At 67.3% G+C, this 20,720-nt stretch carries 17 protein-coding genes; 6 read left to right on the top strand and 11 right to left on the bottom strand.

What is annotated here, in order from left to right:
* Positions 1–79: 79 nt before the first annotated feature.
* Entirely contained in the window at positions 80–1,801 is a 1,722-nt protein-coding gene (locus ACZ7OI_RS33315) for an NAD+ synthase (RefSeq protein WP_470268030.1), read from the top strand.
* A gap of 357 nt (positions 1,802–2,158) precedes the next feature.
* Positions 2,159–2,692: a methylated-DNA--[protein]-cysteine S-methyltransferase gene (locus ACZ7OI_RS33310; RefSeq protein WP_470268029.1), complete on the top strand. Its 534-nt coding sequence runs from the start codon at positions 2,159–2,161 to the stop codon at positions 2,690–2,692.
* A 471-nt stretch (positions 2,693–3,163) separates the two neighbouring features.
* Here ACZ7OI_RS33310 and ACZ7OI_RS33305 read toward each other — a convergent pair whose 3' ends face one another.
* The 3 genes from ACZ7OI_RS33305 to lysX all read right to left on the bottom strand — a co-directional run bounded on the left by ACZ7OI_RS33305 (position 3,164) and on the right by lysX (position 8,209).
* Positions 3,164–3,745 carry a DinB family protein gene (locus tag ACZ7OI_RS33305; protein WP_470268028.1) on the bottom strand — a complete coding sequence of 194 codons (582 nt, stop codon included), beginning with the start codon at positions 3,743–3,745 and terminating at the stop codon, positions 3,164–3,166.
* Positions 3,746–3,752: 7 nt separating this feature from the next.
* A complete protein-coding gene (locus ACZ7OI_RS33300; RefSeq protein WP_470268027.1) occupies positions 3,753–4,361 on the bottom strand; it encodes a hypothetical protein in 609 nt (202 codons plus the stop codon).
* 524 nt (positions 4,362–4,885) lie between these two features.
* Positions 4,886–8,209, bottom strand: coding sequence for a bifunctional lysylphosphatidylglycerol synthetase/lysine--tRNA ligase LysX (gene lysX / locus ACZ7OI_RS33295; protein ID WP_470268026.1), 3,324 nt, complete (start codon positions 8,207–8,209; stop codon positions 4,886–4,888).
* A gap of 241 nt (positions 8,210–8,450) precedes the next feature.
* Here lysX and panB point away from each other — a divergent pair, with 241 nt between their 5' ends.
* Complete coding sequence (gene panB, locus ACZ7OI_RS33290; protein ID WP_470232300.1) at positions 8,451–9,338, top strand: 3-methyl-2-oxobutanoate hydroxymethyltransferase; 888 nt, start codon at positions 8,451–8,453, stop codon at positions 9,336–9,338.
* Between the two features lie 32 nt (positions 9,339–9,370).
* On the opposite strand, the gene ACZ7OI_RS33285 is transcribed toward panB, so the two are convergent.
* Both ACZ7OI_RS33285 and ACZ7OI_RS33280 read right to left on the bottom strand, forming a co-directional pair.
* Complete coding sequence (locus ACZ7OI_RS33285; protein ID WP_470268025.1) at positions 9,371–10,309, bottom strand: cytochrome c oxidase assembly protein; 939 nt, start codon at positions 10,307–10,309, stop codon at positions 9,371–9,373.
* Between the two features lie 16 nt (positions 10,310–10,325).
* Positions 10,326–11,273 (bottom strand): undecaprenyl-diphosphate phosphatase, encoded by a 948-nt coding sequence (locus ACZ7OI_RS33280; protein ID WP_470268024.1) that lies wholly within the window; start codon positions 11,271–11,273, stop codon positions 10,326–10,328.
* Positions 11,274–11,507: 234 nt separating this feature from the next.
* On the opposite strand from ACZ7OI_RS33280, the gene ACZ7OI_RS33275 reads away from it, so the two are divergent.
* Together ACZ7OI_RS33275 and pip are read left to right on the top strand one after the other, a co-directional pair.
* Positions 11,508–12,482, top strand: coding sequence for a right-handed parallel beta-helix repeat-containing protein (locus ACZ7OI_RS33275; RefSeq protein WP_470268023.1), 975 nt, complete (start codon positions 11,508–11,510; stop codon positions 12,480–12,482).
* A gap of 96 nt (positions 12,483–12,578) precedes the next feature.
* Positions 12,579–13,517: a prolyl aminopeptidase gene (gene pip, locus ACZ7OI_RS33270; protein WP_470268022.1), complete on the top strand. Its 939-nt coding sequence runs from the start codon at positions 12,579–12,581 to the stop codon at positions 13,515–13,517.
* Here pip and ACZ7OI_RS33265 read toward each other — a convergent pair.
* From ACZ7OI_RS33265 to ACZ7OI_RS33240, 6 genes are all read right to left on the bottom strand, one after another.
* A complete protein-coding gene (locus tag ACZ7OI_RS33265) occupies positions 13,462–14,166 on the bottom strand; it encodes an alpha/beta fold hydrolase (RefSeq protein WP_470268066.1) in 705 nt (234 codons plus the stop codon). The genes pip and ACZ7OI_RS33265 overlap by 56 nt on opposite strands.
* Positions 14,167–14,271: 105 nt before the next feature.
* Positions 14,272–15,075 (bottom strand): ABC transporter permease, encoded by an 804-nt coding sequence (locus tag ACZ7OI_RS33260; protein WP_370940174.1) that lies wholly within the window; start codon positions 15,073–15,075, stop codon positions 14,272–14,274.
* A 15-nt stretch (positions 15,076–15,090) separates the two neighbouring features.
* Positions 15,091–15,972 carry an ABC transporter permease gene (locus ACZ7OI_RS33255; protein ID WP_470268021.1) on the bottom strand — a complete coding sequence of 294 codons (882 nt, stop codon included), beginning with the start codon at positions 15,970–15,972 and terminating at the stop codon, positions 15,091–15,093.
* 126 nt (positions 15,973–16,098) lie between these two features.
* Positions 16,099–17,307 (bottom strand): ABC transporter substrate-binding protein, encoded by a 1,209-nt coding sequence (locus tag ACZ7OI_RS33250; RefSeq protein ID WP_470268020.1) that lies wholly within the window; start codon positions 17,305–17,307, stop codon positions 16,099–16,101.
* Between the two features lie 26 nt (positions 17,308–17,333).
* The gene (locus ACZ7OI_RS33245) at positions 17,334–18,410 is read right to left on the bottom strand and encodes an ABC transporter ATP-binding protein (RefSeq protein WP_470268019.1); all 1,077 of its coding nucleotides are present in this window, start codon (positions 18,408–18,410) and stop codon (positions 17,334–17,336) included.
* A 32-nt stretch (positions 18,411–18,442) separates the two neighbouring features.
* A complete protein-coding gene (locus ACZ7OI_RS33240; protein WP_470268018.1) occupies positions 18,443–19,858 on the bottom strand; it encodes a gamma-aminobutyraldehyde dehydrogenase in 1,416 nt (471 codons plus the stop codon).
* 113 nt (positions 19,859–19,971) lie between these two features.
* Here ACZ7OI_RS33240 and ACZ7OI_RS33235 point away from each other — a divergent pair, with 113 nt between their 5' ends.
* Positions 19,972–20,715 (top strand): FadR/GntR family transcriptional regulator, encoded by a 744-nt coding sequence (locus ACZ7OI_RS33235; protein WP_470268017.1) that lies wholly within the window; start codon positions 19,972–19,974, stop codon positions 20,713–20,715.
* Positions 20,716–20,720 lie beyond the last annotated feature (5 nt).

Here is a 20,720-nt window from a genome sequence, read left to right as displayed (position 1 = left end):
CCGCGGGTGAGGGGCCCTTCGCCGTTCTCTGGCTCACCTCTGCGTAGTTTCTGTCGGTGCGGTGGGACAGAATGGCGGCATGCCGCAACTGCGCATCGCACTGGCCCAGGTCAACACCACCGTCGGCGACATCGACGGGAACACCGCGCTCACCGTCGAGTGGACCCGCAAGGCCGCCGAGGCGGGCGCGCACGTCGTCGTGTTCCCGGAGATGTCCCAGACCGGTTACCCGGTCGAGGACCTCACGCTCCGGCGCACGTTCGCCGACGCGTCCCGGCGCTCGGTGACCGAACTGGCGCGCCGGCTCGACGAGGCAGGCTGCGGCGAGGTGCTCGTGTACGTCGGCTACCTCGACCACGACGAAATCGGCCCCCGCGACGCCGCGGCGGCGCTGTACCGCGGCGAGGTCGTCGCCCGGCAGTTCAAGCACCACCTGCCGAACTACGGCGTGTTCGACGAGCACCGGTACTTCAAACCGGGCACCGAGCTTGAGGTCCTGCGGCTGCACGGCGTCGACATCGGCATGGTGATCTGCGAGGACATCTGGCAGGACGGCGGCCCGATCTCCGCGCTGGGCAAGGCCGGAGTCGACCTGGTGGTCGCGCCGAACGCGTCGCCGTACGAGCGCTCGAAGGACGAACAGCGGCTGCCGCTGATCGCCCGGCGAGCGGCCGAGGCGGGCGCGCCGCTGGTGTACACGAACCAGGTCGGCGGTCAGGACGATCTGGTCTTCGACGGCGACTCGCTGGTGGTCGGCGCGGACGGGACTCTGCTCGCGCGGGCGCCGCAGTTCGTGGAGCACCTGCTGGTGCTGGACTTGGATCTGCCCGTTGCGAATGCTGCCGCCACGGGCTCTTTCGACGGGCTGGAAGTGCACCGGCGGGTGTTGAACGACTCGCCGCTGGCCGCGTACTCGCCGCTGGCCGCTCCGACGATCAGCGAACCGCTGTCGGACGAGGCCGAGGTGTGGTCGGCGCTGGTCGTCGGGCTGCGCGATTACGTGCACAAGAACGGCTTCTCGTCAGTCACGTTCGGGTTCTCCGGCGGAATCGACTCGGCTGTCTGCGCAGCACTGGCGGCGGACGCGCTCGGCGGAGACAACGTGTACGGCGTCTCGATGCCGTCGAAGTACTCGTCGTCGCATTCGCGGGATGACGCTTCCGACTTGGCGGAGCGGATCGGTGCGCACTACCGGGTCGAGCCGATCGGCGACATGGTTGACGTGTATGTCAACCAGCTGCAGCTGACCGGGCTCGCGGAGGAGAACATCCAGGCGCGGGTGCGCGGGATGCTGCTGATGGCGCTGTCCAATTTGGACGGTCACCTGGTGCTGGCGACCGGCAATAAGACTGAGCTGGCCGTCGGCTACTCGACTATTTACGGCGACGCGGTCGGAGCGTTCGCGCCGATCAAGGACTTGTTCAAGACGCACGTGTGGCAGCTGGCGCGGTGGCGGAACGAGGAAGCGGCCAAGCGGGGGGAAACGCCGCCGATCCCGGAAAACTCGATCACGAAGCCGCCGTCGGCGGAGCTGCGGCCGGACCAGAAGGACTCGGATTCGCTGCCGGATTACGAACTGCTGGACGATGTTCTGGACGATTACGTCGAGAACGACCGCGGGTACGCGGACCTGATCGAGGCCGGGTTCGACCCGGAGACCATCGACCGGGTCGTGCGACTGGTCGACCGAGCGGAGTACAAGCGGCGGCAATACCCGCCGGGCACGAAGATCACGTTCAAGGCATTCGGCCGGGACCGGCGGCTTCCGATGACGAACGGGTGGCGGGAACGGAAGTCCTGATCGGGGTTTCGGCTTGGTCGGGGTTCGGAGCTGGGCGGGGGCCGGAAGTCCTGACCGGGCTTTCGGCTTCGCCGGGCCTTGGAGCTCGGCGGCGGGACGGAGTCCTGACCGCGGTTTCCGGCTCCGCCGAGGCTCGGAGGCCGGGAGCGGAAGTCCCGAGCGGGTTTCCGGGCCTCGCCGGGTTTCGGAAGCGAGTGGCAGGGCTGTCGGTGCGACGGGCTGAGGCTTGTCTTCAGCCAGGATCGCCTTACCAGGGTCGCGGCCGCCTTTGCGGGGGTCGCGATCGGGTTCGCCGCAGCTAGGGTCGTGTCGTTTTCTCGCCAGTTTCTGTCGGTGCCGGGTCGTACGCTGGGCGGTATGACGGTTGGGTACACGGTGTTCGATACCCCGATCGGGGCGTGCGGCCTCGTCTGGCGGGACGGTGCGGTGATCGGAACCGCGCTGCCGGGAAGCACGGCTGAGCGGACGCGCTCGCATCTCGCGACCCGCTTCCCGGACGCGGTGGAATCGCCGGTGCCGGAGGAACTTCGCGCGGTGGTGGAGGATGTCGTCGCACTGCTGTCGGGAGAATCTCGCGATTTGCGTGCGGCACCGCTGGATTACCAGGATGTACCGGACTTCAACCGGCGCGCGTACGACGTCGCGCGGGCTATTCCGCCGGGGAAAGTCCTGACGTACGGGGATATCGCGCATCAGCTGGGTGCGCCCGGCTCCGCGCAAGCCGTCGGGCAGGCAATGGGGAACAATCCGTTTCCGATCATCGTGCCGTGCCACCGGGTTTTGGGAGCCGGCAAGAACACCGGAGGATTTTCGGCACCGGGCGGGGTCGAGACCAAGCGGCGGATGTTGGTGATCGAAGGGGCTTTTCCGGAGGAACCGACGCTGTTCTGACGGTGGGTGCGGAACCTGGTTTGCCTTGACTACTGATCGGCAAGGTTGTCGAAGTTCAGGGCCGCTGAATGCTGGGCGGCGAATGCTGGAGGCGCTGAACTGCAGGGCACCGGACGCTCGGAGCACTGAAGTGCAGGATGCCGGACGCCGGGGGCGCTGAGGTCTTGCCTGGCTGCCACCCCAGGCTTCGTGATCAGGCTGGAGCCTTGGCGCACCCGGTCGGAATCCAGCCGCACCCCCAATGCCGCAGGTTTCCAACCGAGTGCACCCCCTTGCCGAGCAATGACCCAACGGCCTTCAACCAACCCCGCCGACTCGGACGGCCCACCCGTCGCAGCGGACCAGTCGACCCGGCCTTCAGCCAGCCAATCCGACTCGAACGGCCAACCCGACCAGCCTTCAACCAATCCGCCCAACTCCGACAACCCGCCCGTCGCGGCTGACCGCGCAAGGCGTTCAGCGAAGCTCAGCTCATTCCGCCGGTTTCCACGGCTTCAGCCAGTCCGTCTCCGGCCAGCCCTCGGCCGCAGCCTGCAGGGGCATAGCCGTGGCGCCGTCCAGGGATTCGCGGACGATGTCGGCGTGGCCGGCGTGCCGGGCGGTTTCCTCGATCAGGTGCAGCAGCACCCAGCGGACGGACCAGGCCGACACGTCGTCCGGGAACCATGGCACGTCCTGTGGGACCGGGACTTCCTGGTTCAGGTCCTCGATCCCGGCGATGACCTCTTCAGTGCGGGCGGCGACTTTGTCGTAGGCCGCGATCGCCGACTCCAGCGTCTCGTCCGGGCCGAGGCGGTAATTCTTCTGGTAGACCGCCACGCTTTCGGCGAAGGGTTTCGGCGGGATGCGCAGCACATGGTCTATCCAGATGCTTTCGGTGGATGACACGTGTTTCAGCAGCCCGCCCACGCTCAGGGCGCTTGCGCTGGGCACGGCACGCGCCTGGTCGTCGGTCAGGCCGTACGCGGCTGTCTTCACCGCTTGCCGCTGCTGGGCCAGGAAACCGAGCAAACCGCCGCGTTCGTCAGGGGTCGGGGAGACATTGCCAGCCATGGTGGCCTCACTTCCGGTGTCTGTTGCTCCGCAGCATCGCACCCGCCACCGACAATTTTCGGCCGCGGACCGGAACCGGGGTCTGCACGACGTACGCGCCGCCGATCACGACCTGCGCCGCGTGCACCACCAGCTGAACCCGGGTGAACACGCCCTCCAGATGCCCGGCCAGCGTCGATGCCACCACCAGCGCCCACGCGACCAGCACGACCACCAGGCAACCCACGGCGCAGGCTCGCCACCCGGACGGCCACCAGAAGACCAGGCTGAACGCGCCGACGGCGACGGCCGCGCTCAACAGGTTCGGCGTCACCACGGTCTCCGGGACCCCGGCGCACACCATCAGCACGATCCCGAACACCGACACCGAAACTGACGTCAGCCTGCCGCTCCAGTGCGCCGGCGCGAGCCGCATCAGGGCGGGGCCGGTGAAGAAAAAGGCCAGGCCGCCGATCCCCGTCGCGATCTGGAAGACCGGTTGCGCGTACAACAAATCCCAGACCGGCTGCTCGGTCGGCGACACCCCGGTCTGCAGGAAGAACTCCAGCAGCCACGCGGAATATCCCGCCAAACCCAGTCCGAGCAGGACTATCAAAGCCACCCGCGCAGCACGCACTTGCCCACCCTAAGCGAATCTCTGCGACGAAGTGCCGGATGGTGTCACACCCGTGACTTACCGGAGGTTCCGGACACCATCCGCTACCACGAACTCACGCACCGAATCCCTGGGGGAGGCTACCGGATCATGGTTGACGGGTCGCCAATACCTGCCTCGAACGTGAAGGACTCTCGGAACTCGGTTCGTGGAGGTTCTCCTCGGAGAGCACCTCGAGCGGCTGGTCACGGGACGGCTGGGACGTCCGGTGACCAGCAGGTGAGGTCTGGTCTGCAGTCAGGTGCAGACGGCGGCATGTCTGCGATTGCCGACATCCGAGGGGGTCGACGGCAGCGGCCAGACGGCTGCGACCACGAAATTCATCAAGTGGCTAGCTGAGCACTACTTCAGCAGTCGCCGACACCGGTGACCACGAGCCGATAGCCGAGGTGCCGCCCCAAACGCCGACATCCGCGAGTCAGAGGAAGCAGTGGCTTCCCGCAGCTGCGGATTCAGCGCATGAAACAGGCCAAGTCCCGAAAACCTCACCCCTGCGGACGAACGAACGGGAACAGCACCGTCTGCCGAATCGACGTCCCGCTCAGCATCATCAGCAGCCGGTCCACCCCGAGACCCAGCCCGCCGGTCGGGGGCATTCCGTGTTCCAGCGCCAGCAGGAAGTCCTCGTCCAGCTCCATCGCCTCGACATCCCCGCTCGCCGCCCGCAACGACTGCGCCTCCAGCCGGCGGCGCTGTTCGAGCGGGTCGGTCAGCTCCGTGTACGCGGTCCCGACTTCCGAGCCGAACGCGATCAGGTCCCAGCGTTCGGCCAGGAGCGGGTCGGTCCGGTGCTGGCGGGTCAGCGGGGAGACCTCGGTCGGGTAGTCCGTGTAGAAGGTCGGCAGGACTGTCGAACCTTCTACCAAATGTTCGTGCGCCTTCAACACCAAGTCGCCCGCACTGGCTTCTTCCGGCACGGGGACGCCTGCGGCGGCGCACAGCTTCCGCAACGTGGCGATCGGCGTGCGGGAGTCGATTTCCTCGCCAAGGGCGTCCGACACGGCTTTGTGCACCGGGATCACTGGCCAGTCGCCGGAGATGTCGTGTTCGACGACGCGGCCGTTGGCGTCAGGGCGTCGCACGATCTGTGCGCCGTACGCGGCTTCGGCGGCGTACTGGATCAGGTCGCGCATCAGGTGGCGCATGGCGTTGTAGTCCGCGTACGCCTGGTACGCCTCCAGCATCGTGAATTCCGGGTTGTGGGTCGCGTCCACGCCCTCGTTGCGGAAGTTCCGGTTCAGCTCGAAAACCCGCTCGACGCCGGCCACGCACAGGCGCTTCAGGTACAGCTCCGGGGCGATCCGCAGGTACATCCGCATGTCGTACGCGTTGATGTGCGTGACGAACGGCCGCGCGTTGGCACCGCCGTGAATGGTCTGCAGCATCGGGGTTTCGACCTCGAGGAAGTCGCCCTGATGCAGGCGTTCGCGGACGGCGCGGACGACTGTCGAGCGCAGGCGGAGCATGTTCGCCGAGTCTGGGTTGACCGCCAGGTCCAGGTAACGCTGACGGACTCGCGTCTCCGGGTCGGTGAGGCCCTTTCGCTTGTCCGGCAACGGGTGCAGGCACTTCGCGGTGACGGTCCATTCGTCCACCAGCACCGACAGCTCGCCTCGGCGGGACGTGATCACCTCGCCGCTGACGCCGACGTGGTCGCCCAGGTCCACGCCGGTGCGCCAGCCGGTGAGGTCGAGGACCTTCGCGTCGAGCATCAGCTGCAGTTCGCCGGAGAAGTCCTTGATCCGGGCGAAACACAAGCCGCCGAGGGTGCGCAGGGCCAGCACTCGCCCGGCTACCCGCACGCGTTTTCCGGTGTGGGAATCCGGTTCCAGTCCGGAAAACGTGTGCACGATGTCGCCGAGATGATCTTCGCGGGAGAAGCCGACGGGGTACGGGTCCACCCCGAGCTCCCGCAGTTTGTCCACTTTGGCCACTCGCACGCGCACCTGTTCCGGACGCCGCTTGGGCCGCGGCACGACCTGCGCCGCTTCCTCGTCGATCTGCCGCACCTGCGCGACGAAATCCTCCCCCACGTTCTCCAGCCGCAGCGACCGCGCGCGTCCGGTGGGCACGAAGCCCTCCAGCGCGCCCGCGACGATGCCGACCCGCGGGAGGCGCCGCGCCGAGGAGTAGCAGAGGAACCGCGGTTCCCACTCCGGGCCGTACTTGGCGTTGGACCGGTACAGCGATTCCAGCTGGAAGAACCGCGACGCGACACCGAGCACCGCACGCCACGCGCGCAGCACCGGGCCGGCGCCGATGCGCTCGCCTTCGGAGAACACCGCGCGGAACATCGCGAAGTTCAGCGAGATCCGCTGCGCGCCGACGTGCTGGGCGGCCGCGACGACCTCGGCGACCATGAACTCGTTGAGCCCGTTTTCGGCGTCCCGGTCGCGGCGCATCAGGTCGAGCGAGAGACCCCGGCGGCCCCACGGAACGAACGACAGCAGGCCGCGCAGTTCGCCGCGCGCGTCGTACGCCTCGACCATCACGCTGCGGCCGTCGCTCGGGTCGCCGAGACGGCCGAGCGCCATCGAGAAGCCGCGCTCGGTCTCGTCGACGCGCCACTGCTGCGCGCGGGCGAGCAGTTGCACCATCTCGTCTTCGGGGATTTCGCTGTGCCGACGGACCTGCGCGGTGTACCCGGCGCGCTGGATCCGCTTCACCGCCTGTCGCACGGACTTCCGCTCAGGGCCGGTGAGAGTGAACTCTCGGACGTCGAGGACCGCTTCGTCACCGATCTGCAGCGCGCGCAGCCCCGCCGCGGCGTACACCTTCGCGCCCTTCTCGCTCGCGCCGAGTACGCCTGGCGTCCAGCCGTACGTACGCGCTTCGTGGAGCCACGCCTGCACCGCGTCCGGCCACGCGTCGGGGTCGCCGATCGGGTCCGCGCTCGCCACTGTCGTACCGGCGAGCACGCGGTACGTCACCGCGGCACGGCCGTTGGGCGCGAACATGACGCTCTTGTCGCGACGCGTGGCGAAGTAGCCGAGAGAGTCGTCTTCGCCGTACTCGCCCAGCAGACGACGCAGCTTCAGTTCTTCGTCGTCTGTCCGAATGCGACGGCTGCGTACGCCGCGGAAGAGCGTGTACAGCGCGGCAGTGGACACGAAGGTCGCGCCGAGGTCGAGGACGACGTCGATCCACGCCGGGCCCTCGCCGACACCGATGCGGCGCAGTTGCAGGTTCTCGCCGGTGGCGTGGTTGACCACCCAGGCGAACCGCTCCCACGTGTCGCCAAGACTGCCCGGGAATACCTCGGTGAGTGCCCAGCCGCACACGATCACCCCCAGGAACCCGACGAACAGCACGGAAAGCCCGTTCCACCAGGCACCGGGGGCGAGCCGTGCGGGGAACGCCGGCCGCAGCGACAGCAGGAACACGATCAGCAGGATCGAGATGACGTCGGCGACCGCGAGCGCGCCCACCTGCGTCGGAATGTGGCGCATCTGCCGGGCGGTGAGAGTCAGCAGATCGGGAGCCCACAGCAGCAGCGCCTGCAGGACCAGTGTGGTGATCAGGCCGGCGACCTGGAACAGCACGAGCACGTACAGCGCGGCCTTCTTGCGCCTGCGCAGCGCCGCCCCGAGCACGACCAGCAGCAGCACGATCACCAGGCTCGAACTGGTCGGCACGCTCACCGCGCCGAACACCATGTCGATGCCGTTCAGCAGGTGCCCGTGCCGTCCGCCGGCGAGCAGCAGCACGATCGAAAAGATCGCCGCGAGCTGCACGACAGTGGCCACGAGACCGCCGGCGCGGGCCTTCCAGCCGAGGCTGCGCGGGCGGGCGCTCACTGGGGTTCCCATCGGTACCTTTCTTGCGGCGCGCCCGTGTCGAGGGAGGCGCCGGACTTTCTCACCACCGGACGCATATCGGTCCGATGCCTATCAAGACGTCACAGGAGGCAAAACGGTTGTCGCTACCCGGCCGTGTGAAGCTGGTCGCACGACCTTGGGGCCCTCCCGCGCGCGTGTCACGCTGTGTCCGGTACTGACTCCACGACCCGGGGACCTCAGCGAGGCCTCGAGGGAAGGACGGTCGACGACGATGTCTGCCCAGTCTGCCCAACCCGATGGCGCCGCCGGCGAGGTGGCCGCCCCTTACGGAACCGGCCCCGCGAGCACCGGCACGGCCAAGCCGCGAAAAGTCCGGATCCACCATCTGCGCGAGCTGAAGGACCGCGGCGAACCGTGGCCCATGCTCACCGCTTACGACATGTATACCGCCGAGCTTTTCGACGAAGCAGGCATCCCCGTCCTGCTGGTCGGCGACTCCGCGGCGAACAACGTGTTCGGTTACGACACGTCGCTGCCGGTCACGGTTGACGAGCTGCTCCCGCTGGTCCGCTCGGTCACCCGGGCGGCGAAACGGGCGCTCGTGGTGGCCGATCTGCCGTTCGGTTCCTACCAGCTTTCCCCGGAGCAGGCGCTGGCCACGTCCGTCCGGTTCATGAAGGAGGGCCGCGCGCACGCGGTCAAGCTCGAAGGCGGACACCGGTTCGCGGCGCACGTCGAGGCGCTCACCTCGGCCGGGATCCCGGTCATGGGCCACATCGGCTTCACCCCGCAGAGCGAGCACAACCTCGGCGGCTACCGGGTGCAAGGGCGCGGCGAAGCGGCGGACAAGCTGCTCGCCGACGCGCTGGCGCTGCAGGAAGCCGGCGCGTTCGCGGTCGTGATGGAGATGGTGCCCGCCGAGGCGGCCAAGCGCGTCACGCACGAGCTGAAGATCCCGACAGTCGGCATCGGAGCCGGCCCGGACTGCGACGCTCAGGTGCTGGTCTGGCAGGACATGGCCGGGCTGCGCCGCGGCAAGGCGCCGCGGTTCGTGAAGCGGTACGCCGATGTCGCCGGGGTGCTGCAGAGCGCCGCGACGGCGTTCGCCGAGGACGTCCGGCGCGGCGAGTTCCCCGCGCCCGAGCACGCGTTCCACTGAGCCGCCTCGTGAGTGCCGGTGCGAGCCGGCACTCACGAGCGGCGGAACCGTTCGGCGAGTTCCGGATCGTTCTCCCACCACAATCCCTTCGCCGGTGCTTCGCCTGCCGCTGCCTCCTCGTCCAATTTCCGGTCGAGCCGCTTCGCCCGTTTTTCGTCGTCGCGCGCCCACCTGATGAACAGCGCGCCGACGAACGGCAGCCCGGCGACGTCTCCGCCGATCCACAGCACACCGGCGCCGATGATCTGGTCGGTGCGCCGGTCCGGTCCCCAGTCGCGGTGCACCGCGTCGTAATGCGCGGGCGCGAGCAGCGGCCCGAGCCACAGCACGAGCCCGAGCGCGCCGTCGAACACCACTTCGGTGAACGAGATCCACACCGACACCAGATGCGAGCCGTTGCGCGGCGTCGGGTCGAGCTGCACGCGGCTGTAGAAGTACAAGAAGCCGGCCAGTACGAGCGCCACGCGCACGAAGCCGCCGACGACCGCTGAGTCGAGCGAAAGCTCGTACAGCGGCGTGAGGTAGATAAGCAGAAACGGCGCGATCAACACCACGGTGACGCACAGCGGGAAGGTGATGAACTGCGCGAAGCGGCCACGGCCGTGCGTACGCAACCACGTGGCGAGCCTGGGTGGCGCGGTGCGCATCAGCAGCGTCACTGGTGCGCCGAGCGCGAGCAGCAACGGCGTGACCATCAGCAGGACGGTGTTCTGCGTCGCGCGTACCCAGAACAGCGTCGTGTCGTACACGCCGAGGAACGAGCACGTGACGAGGATGAGCGTGGCCAGCCCGGCGAGGAACGCTGTCGTCCGCCCTGCTGGCCATTCCTGACGGCGTGCCGCAGCGACGTAGCCGACGCCGAGCGCGAGCGCGACGAGCACGGCCGGGACGTCCAAAGTCCAGGCCGTGAACAACGTCGATCCGCTCAGCGGCGGCAGGTCAGGCACGATTTCGATGCGTTCAGTGTGCACCCGGCGAAATTGCGCCCTACGCCGCCCCTGACACCGCGAAGAAGATCAGACTGCCGATTCCGGCGACCGCGCAGTAGATGGCGAAGGGGGTCAAGGTGCGCGTTTCAAAGTATTTCGTCAGAAAACGGACAGAAATGTAGGACGCCACGAACGCCACCACGCTGCCGACCAGCGCCGGGCCGAGCGACGGCTTGTTCTCCGGCGTGAACAGCGACGGCATCTTCAACGCGCCCGCGGCGAGGATCACCGGAGTCGCCAGCAGCCAGGCGAAACGGGCGGCGTCCTCGTGGTCGAGACCACGCCGCAGACCGGCCACCATGGTGATGCCGGAGCGGCTGATCCCGGGCAGCAGAGCCAAAATCTGCGCCGAACCGATAAGCACGGCTTCCTTCACGCTCAGCTTCGACAGCCGGACGTCGGTGGCCTCGTCGAGGGTCACCGCGCGCATCACCATCGTCTCCTCGGCACTGAAGTCGATGGTCTCCTCCTCGCGCGCGACCGCCGTCTTGGGTTTCCGGGAGAACTTCTCCGCGGCGTAGAGCACGCCGCCGTTGAGCGCCAGGAAGATCGCCGCAGGCACCGGTTTGCCGAGGACGTCGCGCAGCAGGCTTTCCAGCAGCAGCCCGGCGATTCCGACCGGGATCGTGGCGAGAATGAGCAGCCACGCGAGGCGCTGATCCGCCGTGCGGACCTCGCGATGGCGGATCGACGTCCACAGGCCGGTGACGATGCGCACCCAGTCGCGCCGGAAGAAGAGGACCAGCGCGATCGCGGTGGCGACGTGCATCGCCACCAGCACCGCGAGATACGGCGAGTCCTTCCCGATGCTCAGGTCGCGTCCCCAGCTTCCGCCGACGAGCGCGGGCAACAGGACGCTGTGCCCGAGACTGGACACCGGAAACAATTCCGACACGCCTTGCAAAGCGCCGACGACAATGGACTCGAGGTAGCTGACCGCGGACATTCAACGGGCCTTTCTCGCCGCAGTTCGGGCATTCCGCGGAAAAACTACCGAGGACCGGGTTAACTCCGAGCAAGCCGGGCGGGAACAGTCGCAGGCGACACTTTCCGGCCATCCTTTGTTCACTCTGTTCACATCCATGAACATCAATCATGTACTTGACCAGTGTTCTCTCGATGTCTTAGCGTGAGCGCACGCCGCATCCGAAGTCATCGAGCCTCGACGAGGAGGGTTGGAATGCGCGTCCGCGACCGAGTTCTGGCAGCCACTGCCGGAGCCGCAGCACTGCTCGCACTCGCCACACCCGCGGCGTCCGCCGGGACTGTCCCGGTCAAGACTTCCGCCGAGCTGAAGACGGCGCTGGCCTCGGCCAAGCCGGGCACCACGATCCAGCTGGCCGCGAACACCACCTACACCGGCAACTTCAAGGCCGCCGCCAGCGGCACCGCGAGCGGGCGCATCACGCTGACCGGCCCGCGCAGCGCGGTCGTGCAGGCGTCCGGCGGCCGCACCATCGAACTGACCGGCAGCTACTGGACGCTGTCCGGATTCACCGTCACCGGCGGCCAGAAAGGCGTGATGGCGCTGGGCGTCAACCACACGCTGGTCGACGGGCTGAAGGTGACCGGCATCGGCAACGAGGGCATCCACTTCCAGCACGGCAGCAGCGACAACGTCGTGCAGAACTCCGAAATCTCCGACACCGGCAAGGAGAACGGCGGTTTCGGCGAGGGCATCTACTTCGGTTCGGCCACCAGCAACTGGCCGGACGGGCAACCCGATCACAGCGACCGCAACAAGGCGATCGGCAACAAGATCGGGCCGAACGTGCGCGCGGAGTCGATCGACGTCAAGGAAGGCACCACCGGCGGCGAACTGCGCGGCAACACCTTCGACGGCACCGGCCAGAGCGGCGAGAACTACGCCGACAGCTGGGTCGACGTGAAGGGCAACGGATACCTGGTCACCGGCAACAAGGGCAGCAAGGTCTTCGTGCACGACGCGACCTACGGGTCGTTCGAGGTCCACGTGCAGGTCGACGGCTGGGGCCAGAACAACACCTTCTCGGACAACACCGCGGACGTGCAGGCGCCCTCGGCCTACGGTTTCTACGTGGTCAAGGCGGCCACCGGGAACAAGGTCTGCGCCAGCAACAAGGTGACGAACGCCGGGAAGGGCTTCGCGAACGTAGCCGCGACACCAGGCTGCTGACCGCGATCACAGACGGGGGCCCGCTCAGCCCGGCGGCGGGGGCGGGCCCCCACCCTACTTTTGAGAAGCCGGAAGCTTTCGGGAAGAGTGTCCGGTATGGACGAGCTTTACCCGCCGGTCCCGGTGCGCGCCGACGGAATGCTGGACGTCGGCGACGGGCACCGGATCTACTGCCAGGAAGCCGGGAACCCAGAGGGGAAACCGGTGGTGGTGCTGCACGGCGGCCCGGGAAGCGGCACCGCGCCGATGACCCGGCGGCATTTCGACCCCGAGGCGTACCGGATCATCCTGTTCGATCAGCGCGGCGCCGGGCGCAGCACTCCCCACGCGGGCGACGATCTGTCGGCGAACACGTTGTGGCACTTGGTGTCCGACATGGAGTTGCTGCGCGAACGGCTGAATATCGAGCGCTGGCAGCTGTTTGGCGGGTCGTGGGGTTCGACGCTGGCGCTGGCGTATGCGGAAACCCATCCGTCGCGGGTGTCCGAGATGGTGTTGCGGGGGATTTTCACCGTGCGCCAGCGGGAACTGGACTGGCTTTATCGTGGCGGCGCGGCGAATCTCTTCCCGGTGGAGTGGGAAGCTTTCCTGGAGCCGCTGGACAATACGGAAGACCCGCTCGCCGGGTACGCCGAACTGCTGCACTCCCCCGACCGCGCCGTCCGCGAGCGGGCCGCGATCGCTTGGAGCGTCTGGGAAGGCGCGACGGTGGCGTTGCTGCCGCAACAGTCCTTTGTGAACCAATACGCGAATCCGCAGTTCGCGCTGACGTTCGCTCGCCTGGCGGTGCACTACTTCCGGCACGGTGCTTGGCTGGAAGAAGGACAGCTGATCCGGGATGCGGGGAGGCTCGCCGGGATTCCGGGGGTGTTGGTGCAGGGGCGTTATGACGCGGTGTGCCCGCCGATCACGGCGTATCAGCTGCATCGGGCTTGGCCCGGGTCCGAGCTGAAACTGGTCGAGAGCGCCGGGCACGCGGTCAGCGATCCTGGTGTGATTCCCGCGCTGCGCGAGGCGACGGACCGGTTCCGGTAATCAATCCGGCGCGGATCAGGTCGGCGACTTCCTCCGCTGCTTCGAGGTGGACGTCGTGCCCGGTGTCCGTCTCGTGCAAGGAAAGCAGCGGTGTGTCGGCGGCCGCGGCGGCTAGCTGTTCGCCGAATTCCTCGCGGTAGCGCGCGAAGGCGACGCCGACCTCTTCGGGGAGCATCATCTCGGCGTCTGGCCGCATCGAGGAGACGACAATGAGCGGGCACCGCGTGGTCCGGTAAGTCGCTATCAGGTCGAGTTCGTCGAACGCTGCGATCAGCGCGCCGAGATCGGGGTCGTCGGACAGCCGGACTTGCTCGTCGATGAAGGCGCGCAGCACCGGGCCGGTGGGATTCGTGTGGCCGTCGAGGTTGACGGCGAGCGGGCATTCGGGATGTTCCGTGGCCCACACCGCCGCCAGCATGCCGCCGAGCGAATGTCCGATGACGGCGGGCCGGTCTAGGCCGAAATGCTGGATGACGTCGGCGAGATCGGTCAGTGCCCGCCGCCAATTCCAGGGTCCCGGGCGGAAGGTGTACGTGACGATCCGAAATTCGGGCAGGAGCGGGATCAGATGGTCCCAGTCCTGCCTCGTGCGGCCCCCGCCACCGTGCAGCAAGACGACCGGGGTGCCGTCGCCGCCGTGATCACGCATGTCCACGGACTGCACTGTGCCCGCCGTTCCCGAGGCGCGGCAACCGATTTACCACGCGACTGAGCCCGCGGCCGGAACCGCGGGCTCAGCAAGAAGGACAGCAGATCAGATCCGGCCGCCGCTGGAGCTGTCGCCGCCGGAAAGCCGCTGCGCCAGGTAAACCGGCACCGTCGACACGATGATCAGCACCGCCGCGACCACGTTGACCACCGGGGCCTGGTTCGGCCGGAACAGGTTGTTGTAGATCCAGATCGGCAGCGTTTCCATGCCCGTGCCGAGCGTAAAAGTCGTCACGATGATCTCGTCGAACGACAGCGCGAAGGCGAGCAATCCGCCTGCCAGCAACGCCGATCGCAGCATCGGGAACGTCACCAGGCGGAACGTCGTCATCCCGTCCGCGCCGAGGTCCATCGACGCTTCTTCGAGGTTCCCGCCCATCCGGCGCAACCGCGCGACCACGTTGTTGAACACCACCACGATGCAGAACGTGGCGTGCGCGACGATCGCCGTCATCAGGCCGAGGTCGAGGCCGAAGATCGTCCGGAAAGCGTTGTTCAGCGCGATACCGGTGACGATGCCGGGAAGCGCGATCGGCAGGATCACCAGCAGCGACAACGAGTTCCGCCCGAAGAACCGGTACTTCTGCAACGCGAACGCGGCCATCGTGCCGAGCACCAAAGCGATCGCGGTCGCCGAAAGGCCGGCGATGACACTGGTCCACAAGGCGTGCAGCGCACCCTCGTTGGTGATCGCCCGGCCCCACCATTCCAGAGTGAAGCTCTTCGGCGGCCATCCGAACGTGGTGTCCGCGTTCACCGAGTTCAGCAGGACCACCAGCAGCGGGAAATAGATCACCGCGAATCCGGCCCCGAGCGCGGTCCACAGCAGCACCCGGGCGGGTTTCGACATCCGCACGGCGGTCTCCTAGAGGTTGTCCAGCGCACCGGTGCGACGCACCGCGGCCAGGTAGACGAGCATGATCACGACCGGAACCGTCGCGACGGTCGCGGCGAACGGCAGGTTGTTGGCCGCGCCGATGTTGTCGTACACGACGTTTCCGAGCATCTGCGAAGTACCGCCGACGATCTTCACCGCGATGTAGTCGCCGAGCGACAGCGAGAAGGTGAAGATCGAACCGGCGACGATCGCCGGGAACGTCAGCGGCAAGATCACCGAACGGAACGTGCGGAACGATTTCGCGCCGAGGTCGCCGGAAGCGTCCACCAGGGACGTCGGAAGTTTCTCGAGGCCCGCGTAGATCGGCAGGATCATGTACGGCAGCCAGAGGTAGGACAGCGTGATCACGGTCGCGGTGACGCCGTAACCCGGGCCGGACAGGCCGAGCGGGTCCAGCAGCCAGTTCAGCACTCCGTTGCCGGACAACAGGGTCCGCCACGCGTACGCCTTGACCAGGTAGCTCGCCCACAGCGGCGTCATCACCATGATCACCAGCAGCCGCTGCGCCCGCGGCGACGCGAGTTTGGCCATGGCGAAGGCCATCGGGAAGGCGATCACCGCGTCGATCACGGTCACCAGCAGCGCGATGCCGACGGTGCGGAACGTGATCGTGCGATAGACCGAATCGCTGAAAAGCGTGACGAAGTTGTCGAAGGACCAGTCGGTGACCACCTTGCCGGTGAAGACGTCGGTGGACCAGAAGGCCGTGATGAAGAGGGCGGCGAGCGCGCCGAGGTAGGCCAGGCCGAGCCAGAGCATCGGCACGGTGAGGAGAAGTCCGAGGCGCAGCTTGGGTTTGCGGTGGAAGAAAGCCGAGATGCGGTGACTCGGCGGGCTCACGGCGGTCATGTCTTAGCGCTTTCGGGTGCGGAAGGGAGAAAAGCCGGGGGCTGCGGGAACATTGGGGAGGGCCCGCAACCCCCGGCGGGCTCGCGGACGCCGGCGCGGTGGGTACCGGCATCCGCGAGGGTCACGTCAGCCCTTGATCTCGGTCCAGGCCCGGGTCCAGTCGCCGTAGTCCTTGCACTTGACGTCCGTGCGGCCGTCGAGGCACTGCGGGATCGGCGTGGTCCAGTACTGGATCTTGGCGGCGTACGCGGCGTCGTTGGCGTGGTAGGTGTCGCACAGCGACTTGTCCTTGAACTCCGCACAGGCCTTGGAGTTCGCCGGGGCCTCGCCGAAGTACTCGGCGACCTGGGCGTTCACCTTCGGGCTCGTGATGTAGTCCATCCACTTGTACGCACACGTCTTGTGCTGCGACTTCGCGGACACCATCCAGGTGTCCGACCAGCCGGTCGCACCTTCGCTCGGCACCGTGGCCGCGATCGGCGCGCCCTCGCTCTTCGCGAGGTTCACCGTCACCTGCCAGGCCGTGCCGATCACGCCGTCGCCGCTCTTGAGCGACTGCGTTTCCTTGAGGTAGTCCGACCAGTACTCCTCGACCAGCGGGCGCTGCTTCTTGAGCAGGTCCGTGGCCGCCTTGAACTGCTTGTCGTCCAAGGCGTACGGGTTCTTGATGCCGAGATCGGGCTGGTGCGCCATCAGGTACAGCGCGGCGTCGGCGATGTAGATCGGCGAGTCGTACGCGATGACCTTGCCCTTGAACTGCGACTTCTCGTCGAACATCGGCGACCACGACTTCGGCTCCGGCTGCACCTTGTCGGTGCGGTAGGCCAGGACGTTCGCGCCCCAGCCGTGCGGGATGCCGTAGGCGACGTTGTTGACGCTGTTCCACGACTTGTTCTTGAGGAACGGGTAAATGTCGTTGTAGTTCGGGACGAGCGCGGTGTTGACCGGCTCGACGTCACCCGAGGCGACCAGCCGCAGCGAGGCGTCGCCGGAGGCCGAAACCACGTCGTACTGCCCGGTCTTCATCAGCGTCACGGCCTCGTCCGAGGTGCCGAACGGCTTGACGTTGACCTTGCATCCGGTCTGCTGCTCGAACGGTGTGACCCAGTTGACCTTCGCGTCGTTCGAGCCGTTTTCCGCGTAGCCGGGCCACGCGAGCACGTTCAGCTGGCCTTCCGGCTGGCCGAGTTGCGTCAGCGCGTTCAGCTTCGGCGGCGTGAAGCCCTGTGCGCCCGGCGCCGACCCCGTTTTGGAGTCGGAACCCGAGGTGCCGCAGGCAGCGAGCAGGAGGCTCACGCCGCACAGCCCTGCGAGCAGCGTCTTCCTGTTCTTCATAGCGAGAGAAACCTTCCCGTGAGGAACTAGCCGGCTTCGGGGACCCGGAAACTGTGTTCGCGGCGCCAGCGCAGGCGAACGCGACCGTCGGCGAACTCGGTCGGCTCGCTGGTGTTCTGGCGGACTACGGACAATTGGCCCCCGGCATCGAGCGCGACAGCGTAGCGCACTGTCGAACCGGCATAAACGACATCCGTGACCGAACCGGTCGCAGAAGTCTCTCCGGGACCGGCCGGCGACGCAAGGTCTCCGTCGATGCGGATCTTCTCCGGCCGGATGCTGTACACGCCCGGCCTGCCGATCACCGCCTCGGCGCTGCGCCCGCTGAGCAGGTTCGACGTGCCGACAAACCCTGCCACGAAAGCACTTGCCGGACGTTCGTAGACCTCGACCGGAGTACCGACCTGTTCGATGCGGCCCGCGTTGAACACGGCGATCCGGTCGCTCATGGTGAGCGCCTCGTCCTGATCGTGGGTGACGAAGACGAAGGTGATGCCGACCTCGCGCTGGATCTGCTTGAGCTCGACCTGCATGGTTTGGCGCAGCTTCAGGTCAAGCGCGCCAAGGGGTTCATCCAAAAGCAACACTTTCGGGTGATTTACGAGAGCGCGGGCGAGCGCGACGCGCTGTCGCTGTCCACCGGACATCTGCGACGGCTTGCGCTCGCCGAAGTCCTCAAGCCGCACCGTGCGCAGTGCTTCCTTCGCCCGCTCGCGGCGCTCGGCTTTCGCGACCCGCTTGACCTTCAGGCCGTACTCCACGTTCTGCTGCACCGTCATGTGCGGGAAGAGCGCGTAGTCCTGGAAGACCGTGTTCACGTCGCGGTCGAACGGAGCCAATTGGCTCACGTCCTTGCCTTCGAGTTCGATCGTGCCCGCGGTGGGCAGTTCGAACCCGGCGATCATCCGCAGCACGGTGGTCTTGCCGGAACCGGACGGGCCGAGCATCGAGAAGAACTCGCCGGGCGGGATGTCGAGGTCGACGCCGTCCACGGCACGCACCTTGTCGAAGTGCTTTTCCAGTCCGGTGAGCCGGATCGCCGGCTGCGCGGACTGCGGACGCCTTCCCGGCGGCCGGGTCTCGGCGGGGGCTTGATGGGGCATGACGGGCCTTCCCATGGATCTGGTCACGACGGCTACAGCGCACTCATCACGTGCTTGACGCGGGTGTAGTCCTCGAGGCCGTACAGCGAGAGGTCCTTGCCGTAGCCGGACCGCTTGAACCCGCCGTGCGGCATCTCGGCCACGAGCGGAATGTGCGTGTTGATCCACACGCAACCGAAGTCGAGTTTCGCCGAGAACTTCATGGCGCGCTGGTGGTCCTTGGTCCACACCGAGGAAGCGAGGCCGTAGGGAACGCCGTTGGCGTGCTTGAGCGCTTCGTCGTCCTCGGTGAACCGCTGCACCGTGATGACCGGGCCGAAGACCTCGTTCTGGATGATCTCGTCGTCCTGCCGAACCCCGGAAACCACGGTGGCCTCGTAGAAATAGCCCTCGTCGCCGGAGCGCCGTCCTCCACAGTGGACAGTCGCGTGCTCCGGCAGCCGGTCGATGAATCCGGAGACCTTTTCCAGCTGCGCGGCGTTGTTGAGCGGACCGAAGGCGACGTCGTCGTCCGTGCCGGTCTTGTTCGCCTCGGCCTGGCGGGTGAGCGCGTTGACGAACGTGTCGTGCACGTCGTCGTGCACCAGCACGCGAGTGGCGGCCGTGCAGTCCTGGCCGGCGTTGAAATACCCCGCGGCGGCAATAGCTTCGGCGGCGGCTTCGAGATCCGCGTCCGGGAACACGATCACCGGGGCCTTGCCGCCCAGTTCGAGGTGCACGCGCTTGACGTCGTGCGCCGCCGAACCGGCGACCTCGATGCCCGCTCGCACCGAGCCGGTGATCGACACCATCGCCGGAATGTCGTGCTCTACCAACGCACGTCCGGTGTCGCGGTCGCCGCAGATCACGTTGAACACGCCCGCGGGCAGGTGCTCGCCGCAGATCTCGGCGAGCAGCAGCGTGGAGGCGGGCGTGGTGTCGGACGGCTTGAGCACGATGGTGTTGCCCGCGGCGAGCGCCGGCGCGATCTTCCAGATCGCCATCATCAGCGGGTAATTCCAGGGCGTCACCTGCGCGCAGACGCCGACCGGCTCGCGGCGGATGAACGACGTGTGGCCTTCCATGTACTCGCCGGCCGAACGGCCTTCGAGCACGCGCGCGGCACCGGCGAAGAAGCGCACCTGGTCGATGACCGCGGGCAGCTCCTCCTCCATGGTCAGCGCGAACGGCTTGCCGGTGTCCTGCGCTTCGACGCGGATGATCTCCTCGCCGCGCGCCTCGAGCGCGTCGGCGATCTTCAGCAGTGCGAGCTGCCGCTGCGCCGGGGTGGTCTCGCGCCAGCTTTCGAACGCTTCCGCGGCGACCTTCAGCGCGCGGTCCACGTCCTCGGCACCGGCCACCGGCGCGGTGCAGTACGCACGGCCGGTAACCGGGTCGACGATTTCCGCGACCTTTCCGGACAGCGAGTCGACGAAAGTCCCGCCGATGTAGTGCTTCAACTCCTGCACGCGTGCGCCTCCTGACTCTCCGTGGCAGGATGAAACATATAACTCCATATTTCAAATGACAAGGCCCTGGGGCAGGATTGGCTCCAACGGATGCCGAGACGGGTGGACCAACGATGCGCAAGGAGATGTCGAACAGCGCACGACTGGCGATGTTCGCCCCGCTGGAACAGGTGGGGCGCGCGGAAGCGGTCGCCGCGCGGCTCTTCGACGCCATCACCCTCGGTCTCCTCGACGACGCCGAGCAGTTGCCGAGCGAGGCCGAACTCGCCGCGCAGTTCCGCGTCTCCACGGTCACCGTTCGCGAGGCGCTCGCGGTGCTGCGGCAGCAGGGTCTCGTCGAAACGCGGCGCGGGCGCGGCGGCGGCAGCTTCGTGCGCACCCCGGACTGGCCCGCGCAGAGTTCGTGGGCCGAACGCCTGCGATTGGTCTCAATGGCTGAACTTCGCGACTTCGGCGACCACTACCTCGCCGTCGCGGGTTCGGCGGCGAAACTCGCCGCGGAGCGCAGCACTGCTGAAGATCTCGAACGGCTGCGGCTCACCGCGGAAGACCTCCTCGGCGCGAGCGGCCCCGACGCGACCCGCGCGGAGCGGCACTTCCACCTCGAAGTCGCCGCCGCCGCACAGTCCCCGCGGCTCACCAACCAGGAAGTTCAGCTGCAGAGCGAACACGGCGTATTGCTCTGGGCGCCCCTCGGCGACAAGGAAACCTGCCGTGGGTCTTACGCTGAGCACCAGGCGATCGTCTCCGCGATCGCCTCGGCCGACGGCGATCGGGCGCGCGCCTTGACCGAAGAGCACCTCCTCGGCGCGCTTGATCGGCTCGCAGATCTGCACCTGACCCTCGAAACGCCGTAAGCTCC

Source organism: Amycolatopsis sp. NPDC114503 (genome assembly GCF_055633655.1).
The sequence above is the reverse complement of the archived record's forward strand: the minus strand, read 5'-3'. Positions and strand labels throughout refer to the sequence as shown.